Raw genomic sequence first — 10,991 nt, 5'->3', positions numbered from 1 at the left:
GGGGACAGCGGCAGGCGCACGTCCTCGGCGGCGGACGCGGCATCGCGGCGGCGCAGCAGCAGGTAGGCCGCGCCCTCGCCGCCGGTGTCGGTGACGTCGAAGGTGAGGCCGCCCGCGGAGTCGGCTATGCAGTCGGCGCGCGGTGCCGCGGCGACGTCCTGGTCGGCACCGGTGTCGCAGGGCGATGAGGCGTCCGGGGTGGCCAAGGCCGTCATGCGGTGGATCCCTTCGTCTGTATGCCGCTGGTCGGCACCCCGTGTCCGATGTCCCGCACCGCGTACGCGCCGCCGAGCAGCGCGCCGCGGGTGCGATGCAGCGAGCCGCGCATCCGGCCGCCGAAGGAGCTGCCCCGGGCAAGCATCCCGGTGAACATCGCGTCGTAGCGTTCGGCGATGCGGGCCGGGTCGAAGCGCTCGGAGTCCTCCAGCGCGGCGCCCGCCATCCGCCGGCGCAGCGTGTCGTTGTTGATCAGTTCGAGCAGTCCGCCCGCGATCGCGTCGGGGTTGCCGACCTCGACGAGGCGTCCGTCGACGCCGTTCTCGATGATCTCGCCGGGCCCGTGCGGGCAGTCGGTGGCGACGACGGGCAGGCCGCAGCGCATCGCCTCGACGATCGTCATGCCGAAGGACTCCAGGCTTGAGGTGACGGCCGCGATGGAGCCCTTGGCCCACTCGGGCTCGATGGGGTGGGCGGGTCCCATCAGGAAGACGTGGTTGTAGAGGCCGAGTTCATCGATCAGGGCGCGCAGCTTGTCCTTCTGCTTGCCGCCGCCGTATATCCGAAGGCGCCAGTCGGGGCGCTCGGCGCGTACCTGGTCGAAGGCCCGGATCAGCAGGTCGTACCGCTTGACGGGGGCGAGCCGCCCCGCCGCGACGACCCACTTCTGGTTGCCGTCTGCGGGCTCGACGCCGGGCGCGGGCACGGGGTTGGGCACGGCCTGGATGTGGACGCCCGGCAGGCGCATCGTGCGGCGGTAGGCGCGGGCGTCGGCCTCGGTCGTCGTGGTCAGGACGTCGAGGCGTGGGTAGACGCTGCGCAGCTGACGGCGCAGTTCCTTGGAGTGGCTGTCGAGCGTGAGGTGTTCCTGGCCGACCCGCAGCGGGCCGCGGGCGGTCTCGCGGGCGAGGTGCACGTTCAGGCCCGGCCGCGTACCGACCACCACATCGGCGCTGACCGAGGAGAGATGCTCGGCGATGCGCCGGTCGGTGAGGGCGCCGTACTGGTCGTAGCGGCCTTCCGCGCTGGGGAACGTGCGAGCGGGCCGCAGGGCGTCGGCGGTCTCCCCCTCGTAGCCGGGGCTTTCCTTGCGCATGTCGACAAGGTGACTCAGCCTGACGCGGGAGTCTGGCGAGAACACGGGGTCGTCACGGTGCCGGAAGACGGAGACGATCTCGACGTCGTGTTGCTCGGCGAGCGTGTTCGCCAAGTTGTACGTCGTCCGGATCGTCCCGCCGATTCCGTACGCGTTGTGAATCAGGAAAGAGATGTGCATGCGTCCCCGTATCCCACGCTTCCCCGCGGACAGTCCTTCTCGTCCGCCTACCGCAGGGTTAGACGGGGAATACGGACAGAGGGTTGGGTTTCATCATCATCTTGTTCCTGAACAGTTGTGCCATTGGTATCCGGTTTCGGGAACTTTCCTGCTAGATACACGCATCATGGCTGGTAGGAGAGCTGCGGCACGTCGAAGCAGTTGTCGCTCATTTCTCCCTGTGTGACCCACCCCTCACCGTCCTTCCAGCGGGCCACCGACACACAGGCCTCGCGGCTCTCGGGCGGCTCGGCCCGCTCCTCGTACGTCACCGGGAGCAGCAGCCCACGCGCGGTGTACGACTTGTCCCGGTTCATGAAGCGGTCGACACACGCGCGCGTGACGTCCCCGCGGCACGACTTCGCGGCGTCCGTGAACCACATGGCGGCGGCCCAGCCCTCCAGTTGCCACTGGGAGAGCGCCTTGGTGTCCTTCATGGCGTCGCGGAACTCGCGTACGGCCGGCTGGTCCGTGTCCTCGTAGTTGCGGCTCGCGCCGGTGGCCCACAGGGCGTTGCGGCAGCGCGGTGCGTCCTTGTAGTCGTCGGCCACGGAGGAGGTCCAGTTCTGGACGTTGGTGACCTTGGCGGTGACCTCGGCGCCCACGTCGTCCATCGCCTCGCACAGCTGGGCGTTGCCGTGGGTGTCCATCGCGTCGAAGACGAGGTCGGCGCCCTGCTCCTTCAGATCGGCCGCCGCCGCGCGGAAGTTGGGCAGCGCGAAGTCGACCTGCTCGGTGACCACCTTGTAGCCCTCGGCCTTCAGGCCCCGGGTGACGAGACGGGCGTACGCGGCGGATGCGGCCTGGTTGTAGGAGACGACGGCGGCGGTCCGTGCCCCCTGCTCCCGCTTGAAGTAGCGGTAGACCTCGGTCCCGCCGATCAGCTTGCCGCCCCAGCCCGGTTTCCCGTCCCGTGGGGCGAGGCTGCCGTAGATGCCGTAGAGATGCGGATAGGTGTCGTACGCGGACCCGATCGGCTGTCCCCCGACATCGGGCACGCGTGCGCGGGAGACACGGGAGGCCCCGGCGTAGTCGAGTGAACTCGTCGCGACGAGCGCGACGACGCGCTGCTCGTCGACCAGCTTGTGCACGCATTCGTTGTTGCCGACGCCGCTGCCGCCGTCGTCGCACGTACGCACCTCGACCTCGCGCCCGTCGATCCCGCCCCGCGCGTTCAGCCGTTCGAAGTACGCCTTGGCCCCGTCCCGCGGCCCGGTGAACGCGGAGCCGCCGACCGGGCTCGTCGCACTGGTGATGATGCCGACCCGGATCGGCGCCCCCGACGGGGCGGGCGCCGTGCTCCCGCGCTCGAAGTCGCTCTCCGGGAGCCGGCTGCCGCACCCCGCCACCGCCACGAGCAGCACGGCTGCGGCAAGGACCTCAGCAGCCCGGACCGGGCGACTCATTGCCGCTCAGCTTCACCAATGCGCAGAGGGTCTTGACGGACACCTTCCAGGTGTCGTCCTGGTTGACGGAGGTGCCCGAGGCGTCGGGCAGCGCGGTGGCACCCTTCAGGGTCAGTGCGTACGTCACGTCCGCCTCGGTCGCCGAGGTGAACTCGACCTTGTTGACGTCCGCGCTGACCTGCTTGCCCCGCTCGTCGCCGCTGAAGCTCTTCAGGACGGCGCGCATCTTCGGCCCGTTCTCGAGGACGGCCTCCTTGTCCTTCATGGAGACGGCGGGATCGAAGAACTTCTCGAAGTTCTCCTTGACCTCCTTCTCGGCCGCCGCCGGGTCCGCGGGCGCGCTCGCGTCGTCCGAAGGGGCTTGCGAAGGGACCTCCTGCGTCGTTTTCTCGGCGGACGGCTTGGGCGGATCGCTCTCGCCGCCACCGCCGCTGTCATCACCGCATGCCACGGCGGCCGGAGCGACGAGCAGGACCGCGGCAGCCGCCATAGCCGCGCTCCGCACCCTCCCCCGCCTGAGATCGCTCCCCCGCCTGGGGCTGGTCCAGAGAACCATCTGGCTCACCACCGGGTGTCGGTCCGGGCCATCAGGGCCCGGTGCTTTCAGGGTCAGCTTGCAGAAGGCATAGTGCAAGCCATCGGCTGACATGGACAGCCCACCGACGCTACGAACGTGTCCCAGGGGGCGCAGATGCGGGCGGCTCAACCGGATCAGACAGCTCGTTCGGCCCGGCTCCGCGCCGTGCGCCCCGTCCTCTGGGTGGCCTTCGCCGCCCTCGCCGCCGGTGCGGTGCTCTGCGTGGTCGGCTGGTACGGCATCTCGGGCGAGCGCTTCGCCGAGCGGCAGCTCCCGTATCTCGCGTCGTGCACGGTGCCGGGCGCGGCACTGGTCATCGCCGGTGCGGTGCTCTTCACCCACGGCAGGAGCACCCTGGCCACGGCGCGCGTGGAGGAGCTGTACGAACTCCTGGTGACGGCGGGCACGGCTCCCGCCACGCCGGTGCGGCCGGCCCCGGTCGCGACCAGCGGCGACCTCCTGATGATCCCCGGCGGAACCCTCTGGCACCGGGCGGACTGCCCCCTGGTGGCGGGAAAACCGGAAGCGGTCCCCGCGGACGCCCACATCCTGGCGACCGGCGACCTGAGCCCCTGCCCCATCTGCGAACCACAGCCGACCCCCACCGCCCCGTCACCGGAGCGATGACCCGGTGGCCTCCCTGAGCTACGACCTGACGCTGGCCGGGCTCGCGGTCGGCAGCGCGGCGGCCCTCACCGGCATCGGCCTGATCGTCACGTACCGCGCGACCGGTGTCCTCAACTTCGCGCACGGCGCCATCGCGATGGTCTGCGCGTACGTCCTGCGCCAGCTGACAGTGGAGTGGAACTGGCCCCTCCCCTTGGCCACGGCGGTCACGCTGCTCCTCGTCGCCCCGGCCATCGGCCTGCTCCTGGAGAAGGCGGTCTTCCGCCCCTTGTCGATCCTGGGCAGCGACCCGGCCCAGACCCTGGTGGCGTCGATCGGCGTCTTCATCCTCCTGGTCGGTGGCGCGGCACTGATCTGGGGCCCAGGAGCGAAGGCGGACGCCCCCACCCTCGTATCGACGGAGCCCTGGGCTCCGCTCGCGGTGACGCTCGCCCTCGCCGGGGCGGTCTGGGCGGTCACCCGCTGGACCCGCTTCGGCAGCGAACTGCGGGCCGTGGTCGACAACCGCCCCCTCGCGGTCCTCAGCGGTATCGACGCGGACCGGGTGGCATCAGTGGGCTGGGCGTTCGGCGCGTTCACCGCGGGCCTCACCGGCGTGCTGCTCGCCCCCTTCGTACGCCTGGATCCCTACGGCATGCCGCTCCTCGTGATGGAGGTGGTGGCGGTAGCGGTGGCGGCCCGCATGCGGAGCCTGTCCATCGCGGTAGCAGTGGCACTGGCCCTGGGCGTGGCCCAGAGCCAACTGACCCGCCTGCACCCGTCGGGCTGGGCGGAACCCCTCCTCCAGGCCCTGGGAGCGAACCTCTTCGTGGTGGCCCTCCTCGTCACGGCCCTCGTGCTCCCGGGCATCGGCTCGCAGAACACGCTCCCCCGCACGGCGACGGCGCGCGTCCCGACGCCACCGGGCGCGTGGATAGTGGCCGCGGTCCTCTTCCTCATCCCGCTGGGCTTCGCGGGCTCTGACCTGACGACCTCGGTGCAGGTCCCGGCCCTGGCCGTCATCCTCCTCTCCCTGGTGATCGTGACGGGCAGAGGCGGCCAGATCTCTCTCGGCCAGGCGGCGTACGCGGGCCTTGGCGCCCTCTTCACCGCGCTCCTGACGGCGGGTCGCTTCCCGGGCCTGCCCGAACTCCCCCACCTCCCCGCCCTGGCCGTGGCCGTCCTCCTGGTGGCCCCGCTCGGCCTCCTCACCGGCTGGCCCGCGATCAACCGCCGCGGCCTCGCGCTCGCCCTGGCGACGTTCGCGGTCGGCGTCGGCGTCAGCCGCTTCGTCTTCGCCCAGCCGTACGCGACGTCGGGCCTCACCCTGGACCGCCCGGCGGGCTTCGACAGCGACCGCGCCTACTACGTCCTGGAACTGGCCCTGCTCGCCGCTGCGCTGCTCTTCGCGATCAGCATGCGCAGGGGCCGCATGGGACGCGCGCTTGCCGCGATGCGGGACCACGAGGCGGGGGCGAGTGCCGCGGGCGTCCCGGTCCGCACCCTGAAGCTCACGGCCTTCGTGGCCGGCGCGGCGCTGGCCGCCCTGGGGGGCGGAATGCTGGGCATGGGCCTACGAGCCTTCGACCCAGCCGCGTACGACCCCGTGCGCGGGCTCCTCTGGTTCGCGGCGGTGGTGGTCCTGGGCGCGGACAGCCTGCTGGGAGCGGTCGTTGCGGCGGCGCTCCTTGTGGGCCTCGACGCGGGCGCGCGGGGTGGCGTGGCGGCGGCGCTGATCGGCATCCTCGCGGTACTGGTAGCCCGCGTGCCGGCTGCCGCCGGTTGGAGCCGCCGCCTTTCCCTGACCCCCCTGGGGCGGCGAGCCCGCAGCGCTTTGCCCCCCACTTCCCACCCACCCGCCCGATCACCCCGCATCCGCCCCTGGACGAACAAGCTTTCCCGCCCACCCACCCGATTGCCCCGCAGTGCCAAGGGGCGGGTAGGGAGCGCGTACAGCAATGGAGGTGGGGCGGGGGCGGGGGCTGCGGAGGCAAGGGAGACCAGCCTCCACGAGCCCGCAGTCGGCGGCGCACGCGAGGGGACGTGCCGGTATGTCCGCCCGGAGCACGGTTCGCGGCACTCCAGCCCCGAAGCACCAAAGCGGCCACCGGACGATAGCGAGGACGGACATACCGGCGCGGCCCCGCCCCCAAACAGGCCCCGCCGCGAACCCCCACACCCCCTGACGGCCCACAAGATCACCGCCACCTACGACGGCTTCACCGCCCTGGACAGCGTGGACCTCTCCGTACCCCCCGGCCACATCACCGCCGTAGTAGGCCCCAACGGCGCAGGAAAGAGCACCCTCTTCCACTGCCTGGCCGGCACCCTCCGCCCCGACAAGGGCCGCATCACCTACGACGGCAAGGACATCACCCGCACCCCCGCCCACGCCCGCACCCGCCTGGGCGTGGCCCGCACCTTCCAGCAACTGGCGGTGTTCCCGTCCCTGACCATCACAGAGAACGTCCAAGTGGGCGCGGACCAGGCCAGGTCCAAGCACCCCCAAGACCGCCAAGCCACCACCCAAGCCCTCCGCCTCCTCGACCTGCACCACACCACAACCCGCCACCACCCCGCCGCAGACCTCCCCACCGGCACCCTCAGACGCGTCGAACTGGCCCGAGCCCTGGCAGGCCGGCCCCACACCCTCCTCCTGGACGAACCGGCGGCAGGCCTGGACACCGCCGAAGTGGCCGCACTGGCCCGCGTCCTGCGGGCCCTCGCGGCCGACGGCATGGCACTCCTGGTGGTCGAGCACGACATCGACCTGGTGGCGAACCTGGCCGACACCGTGCACGTCATGGCAGCGGGCCGCATCGTCACGTCAGGCCCCCCGGCCGAAGTCCTCCACAGGGCAGCCCCATGAGAACCGGCATCGAACTCCACCAGGCCCGCGTCCGCTACGGCCCCCTGGAGGCCTTGCACGGCGTGACCCTCGCCGCCCCGTCCCCCGGCCTCACCGTCCTCCTGGGCCGCAACGGCTCGGGCCGCACGACAGCGCTGCGCGCCCTGGCCGGCACGGCCCCCCTCACCACCGGCACCGTCACCTGGGACGGAATGGACGTCACCCGGCTCACCGCCCACGAACGCGCGAGGCGGGGCCTGTGTTTCGTACCGGACGGACAAGCGGTGTTCGGCCACCTCACCGTGGCCGAGAACCTCGAACTGTCCGCCCCGAAAGCCGAAGCAGACATCACCGAAGCGGACACCACCGACGCAGAAATCCCCGAAGCAGACACCACCGAAGCAGACACCACCCCGGTCGCCCCCGCCCTGGCCGCGTACCCCGAACTACGCCCCCTGCTCCCCCGCCGGGCAGGCACCCTCTCCGGCGGCGAGCAACGCATGCTCGCCCTCTCCCGCGCCCTCCTGACGGCCCGCACCCGCACCCGCACCCGCACCCGCACCCGCACCCGCGTGATCCTCATCGACGAACCCACCCAGGGCATGTCCCCCGCCGTCGCGTCCCGGACGTACGACCTCCTGATCGGCCTGAGCACGCACACCTGCGTCATGACCGCGGAACAGCGACTGCCGCCCGGCCTGCGCGAACACGCGAGCCGGACGGCAGTGGTGGTGCACGAACTGCGCCGTGGCGCGGTCGTGTTCAGCGGCGAGGCGAGCGAACTCAGCCGCCGGAGCCGGCCGCGGCCGGGACAGTCTTCTTCTGGATGACCAGCTTGGTGCCGACATCCAGCTCGTCGGGCCGGCTTCCCACGGCCTTCCGGTTGGCTTGATACAGCGCTTGCCATCCGCCCCGCACCTTGTAGCGCCGGGCGATGGAGCTCAGCGTCTCCCCCGCCTTCACCACGTGCACGACGACGTGGCCCTCCCGAATCTCCTTGGGGATCTTCTTCGAGCACACGGGCCAGGCCTTCCACCCCTGGTTGCGCAGTACCTCCTCGGCGACCTTGATCTGCTCCTTCTTGGTGGCGAGGTCGGCACGCGGCGCGTACTTGAGCCCGCCGTGCTCCACCCAGGTGGACTGCTTGAACTGCAGCCCTCCGTAGAAGCCGTTCCCGGTGTTCACATGCCACCTGCCGGTGCTCTCGCACTGCGCGAGGCAGTTCCAGGGCCCCTCGGTGCGTGAGCAGTCGTACGCCGCGGCGGCGGGCCCGGGCCCCGGCAGGGGCGGTGGCGGAGCCGCGGACGCGGATACCGGCAGCAGCAGCGAGGAGACAGCGGCGACGACCAGACCAGCGGGCCACAACGACCGAAGACTCTTGATCGGCATCGGATACATCCGGCCAAGCTAGGCAGCGCCGGCACGGTGCCGAGCCGTGCCGCGCCGCCACGGGCGCGGCCCCACCCGGTCGGACGACCGAGCGGGACCGCGCCCCTGAGGGCGGAACTCAGAGATCGAGCCGCTGCCCGGGCAGGATCACGTTCGGATCCCCGCCGATGACCGCCTTGTTGGCGGAGTACACCTTCTGCCAGCTGACGCCGTGCGCCGCCGCGATCCGGCTCAGGGTGTCCCCCTGCCGGACGGTGTGGTCACCGCGCCCGGAGCCCCGGTCGACATGACTCGGCGCACGCTTCTGCGGCTTGGCGGGCTGCTGCCCGGCCGCGTTGGGTGCCTGGGGGGCCTGGGGAGCCTTGGCGGCCTTGGGGGCCGCCGGAGCGGCTGCCGCCCCCGGAGCGCTGCCGGACGCACCCGCCCGCGCCGAGCAACTGGGCCAGGCGCCCCACCCCTGAGCGCGCTGGACCTTCGTGGCGACAGCGATCTGCTGCGCCTTGGACGCCTTGTCGGCGGTCGCCGCATAGGCTCCTCCGCCGTACCCGCGCCAGGTCGACGCGGAGAACTGCAGTCCTCCGTAGTAGCCGTTCCCGGTGTTGATCTGCCAGTTTCCGCCGCTCTCGCACTGCGCGATGCGATCCCACACTCCGCTGTCCGCCGCTCCGGCCTGGCCGGTGGCGGTGAGCAGTCCCAGCGGGGCGAGCAACGCCGCTCCGCCGATCACTGCTGTCCTGCGAATGCACTTGGGACGTGCGGACATGAATATCCCTCTCGAAGGACCCGGGGTCCCCCAGGTGTCCCGGACCTCCTCGCGCATCTGACGCCGGAGGCCCGCTCACCCCGTCCGCCGGAGTGCGGCACGTTCGTGCCGCGGTGCTTGAGCTGGCTGACTGGTGCGGCCGGCGGACGTACCCGAGCGGTGCTCACTGCACACAGCGGTGGAATCTAGGTGCCTACTCGCCCCGATACCAACCAACTCCTTGTCATTCCAGGCCAGTTGCCCGTTACCCGGAGTATCGGCGAATTTAAGCCAGCCACTTAATTCACTGATTTCAGGATTTGTCGACCTGTCGCCATGATGATCTGTGACCCAGCTCACCGCCCCAACTTCCCTGTACGCGGAAGGCGTTGGCGCGGAGTGACGGATTCCGCCGGACAACTCACCCTCCGCTGCGGATGGTTCGATTCCGTTCGCCTTCGCGCGTGACTTGCGCCACTGATCGCCCGTTGTCTTCTTATGAGCCGGGCACCCCCGGCCCGCACGCAACGATTCCGAGGAGCCACCCGTGCCGCGCATGCTCGACGTCGGCGACGACGTACGCGCCGAGATCGGCGACGAAGAAGCCGACCGGCTGCTCGCCGGAGAGAACGCCCCGGGCAGTTACGACTGCACCTCCTGCCGCACCCCCGGCGACACGGAGCAGGAACGCACCAGCACGGTCCTGTTCATCGGCGACGAGACCGCCGTACTCGCCTTCGCCCACGCCACCTGCCTGCCCTCCCAGATCGTCCAGGTCTCCGAGGAGCAACTGCAGGGCGCCGTGCGCTCGATCACCGGCGAGGACGGCACCGGCCTCGCCGGGGTCCCCGCCCCCGCTCCCGGCGAAGGAGTGCCCGACCAGGCGGTCCTCGGTGTGACCAGCGGTCTCGTCCTCATCGACGGCGAGCTGCGGCCCGCGCTCGTCGTCGAGCCGACCGGCACCATCGCGCGCCCCGGCAGCGCGCCCGGCGGCGGCGACGACTTCCTGCAGCTCCTGGTCGAGCAGGGCTTCACGCCGGTGGACTCGCTGGACGGCGTACCCCCCGTGCTGCACGGCTGGTCGGTGCTGCTCGCCATGGGCCAGCTGCACGCCGTGCTCCAGCCCGGCGCCGGCGGCACCCCCGTCGCCTGGTGGCAGGCCCACCACCCGCTCCAGGTCACCGAGGCCTGGCGGGCCGCGGCCAACAAGCTGCAGACGGTGCTCCTGTTCGCGGCGCCGGTCGGCTCCATCGGCCGCCAGCCGCGCGAGGACCTGCTGCGCGACGCCCTGGACAAGGCCGCCGGGCACGGGCGCCTCGTCGCGGCGGCGATGCCGCTGGCAGGCACCTGAGGCCTCGCGGGCCGCGCCGCCCGAACACCCCGAGTCCCGACTGCGCCGGTCACGCCCCCGGCGCCCCGTGAAAGCGGCGCGGCCCCCGCATCCGTACGAGCATGGGGTCGTTGGCACATACGTGCACACATACGACCCCTCCCGCCCCCGGCCGGCGTACCAGACCCCCATCCCCTCCATGCGCTCGGCGCAGGACACGGGGGCCGACCACTCGGCCACGCCGATCTACGACGCGCTCTACTCGGAGTACCGCAGGTCGTTCAAGGCCCTTCCGGGAGACCGGACCGGCGAGGAGGATCTGGGGTTCACGTCGTTCGGCAGCGCGCCGTACGGCATGCACCGTGCCGGCGACCGGCACGAACAGCGGCACAACACCTTCAGCCAGCTGCACGTCACCCGCTACGGCCACGAGCAGCACGGCACGGCGCAGCAGCAGTTCCCCGCGGCGCTGCCGCCGGGACCGCGCAGGGGGCTCTGAGGCGCCACCGCGAACGGGCCGGGCCCCGCCTTCTTCGTGAAGGCGGGGCCCGGCCCGTTGGTC

At 71.5% G+C, this 10,991-nt stretch carries 10 protein-coding genes and 1 pseudogene; 5 read left to right on the top strand and 6 right to left on the bottom strand.

The annotated features are described in order from the left end of the window. From ABD378_RS40010 to ABD378_RS39995, 4 genes and pseudogenes are all read right to left on the bottom strand, one after another. Window positions 1–215 (bottom strand): annotated as a pseudogene (locus tag ABD378_RS40010) (hypothetical protein); the annotation flags it as partial. Continuing rightward, window positions 212–1,492, bottom strand: coding sequence for a glycosyltransferase family 4 protein (locus ABD378_RS40005; protein ID WP_344529644.1), 1,281 nt, complete (start codon window positions 1,490–1,492; stop codon window positions 212–214). The pseudogene ABD378_RS40010 and the gene ABD378_RS40005, both read right to left, overlap by 4 nt. A gap of 164 nt (window positions 1,493–1,656) precedes the next feature. Next, the gene (locus ABD378_RS40000; RefSeq protein ID WP_344529642.1) at window positions 1,657–2,937 is read right to left on the bottom strand and encodes an ABC transporter substrate-binding protein; all 1,281 of its coding nucleotides are present in this window, start codon (window positions 2,935–2,937) and stop codon (window positions 1,657–1,659) included. Beyond that, entirely contained in the window at window positions 2,912–3,493 is a 582-nt protein-coding gene (locus ABD378_RS39995; protein WP_486389308.1) for an MTB12 C-terminal domain-containing protein, read from the bottom strand. Before ABD378_RS39995 ends, ABD378_RS40000 begins: the two co-directional genes overlap by 26 nt. Window positions 3,494–3,628: 135 nt before the next feature. Here ABD378_RS39995 and ABD378_RS39990 point away from each other — a divergent pair, with 135 nt between their 5' ends. The 3 genes from ABD378_RS39990 to ABD378_RS39980 are packed head-to-tail and all read left to right on the top strand — an operon-like array spanning window position 3,629 to window position 7,798. Beyond that, window positions 3,629–4,141, top strand: a complete 513-nt coding sequence (locus ABD378_RS39990; protein ID WP_344529652.1) for a hypothetical protein — start codon at window positions 3,629–3,631, stop codon at window positions 4,139–4,141. A 4-nt stretch (window positions 4,142–4,145) separates the two neighbouring features. Continuing rightward, entirely contained in the window at window positions 4,146–6,989 is a 2,844-nt protein-coding gene (locus tag ABD378_RS39985; RefSeq protein WP_344529638.1) for an ABC transporter permease subunit, read from the top strand. Further along, window positions 6,986–7,798 carry an ATP-binding cassette domain-containing protein gene (locus ABD378_RS39980; RefSeq protein ID WP_344529636.1) on the top strand — a complete coding sequence of 271 codons (813 nt, stop codon included), beginning with the start codon at window positions 6,986–6,988 and terminating at the stop codon, window positions 7,796–7,798. The genes ABD378_RS39985 and ABD378_RS39980 overlap by 4 nt, the downstream gene beginning before the upstream one ends. Here the strand turns inward: ABD378_RS39980 and ABD378_RS39975 are convergent. Together ABD378_RS39975 and ABD378_RS39970 are read right to left on the bottom strand one after the other, a co-directional pair. Beyond that, window positions 7,752–8,366 (bottom strand): LysM peptidoglycan-binding domain-containing protein, encoded by a 615-nt coding sequence (locus tag ABD378_RS39975; protein ID WP_344529634.1) that lies wholly within the window; start codon window positions 8,364–8,366, stop codon window positions 7,752–7,754. The two genes, ABD378_RS39980 and ABD378_RS39975, sit on opposite strands and share 47 nt — an antisense overlap. Window positions 8,367–8,475: 109 nt before the next feature. After that, entirely contained in the window at window positions 8,476–9,120 is a 645-nt protein-coding gene (locus ABD378_RS39970) for a LysM peptidoglycan-binding domain-containing protein (RefSeq protein WP_344529632.1), read from the bottom strand. Between the two features lie 526 nt (window positions 9,121–9,646). Here ABD378_RS39970 and ABD378_RS39965 point away from each other — a divergent pair. Both ABD378_RS39965 and ABD378_RS39960 read left to right on the top strand, forming a co-directional pair. Continuing rightward, window positions 9,647–10,450, top strand: a complete 804-nt coding sequence (locus ABD378_RS39965) for a hypothetical protein (protein ID WP_344529630.1) — start codon at window positions 9,647–9,649, stop codon at window positions 10,448–10,450. Window positions 10,451–10,628: 178 nt separating this feature from the next. After that, window positions 10,629–10,928: a hypothetical protein gene (locus ABD378_RS39960; RefSeq protein WP_386545623.1), complete on the top strand. Its 300-nt coding sequence runs from the start codon at window positions 10,629–10,631 to the stop codon at window positions 10,926–10,928. The last annotated feature ends 63 nt before the right edge of the window (window positions 10,929–10,991 follow it).

This window comes from Streptomyces rectiviolaceus (genome assembly GCF_039533825.1).
GTDB classification, from domain to species: Bacteria; Actinomycetota; Actinomycetes; order Streptomycetales; family Streptomycetaceae; genus Streptomyces; species Streptomyces rectiviolaceus.
The sequence above is the reverse complement of the archived record's forward strand: the minus strand, read 5'-3'. Positions and strand labels throughout refer to the sequence as shown.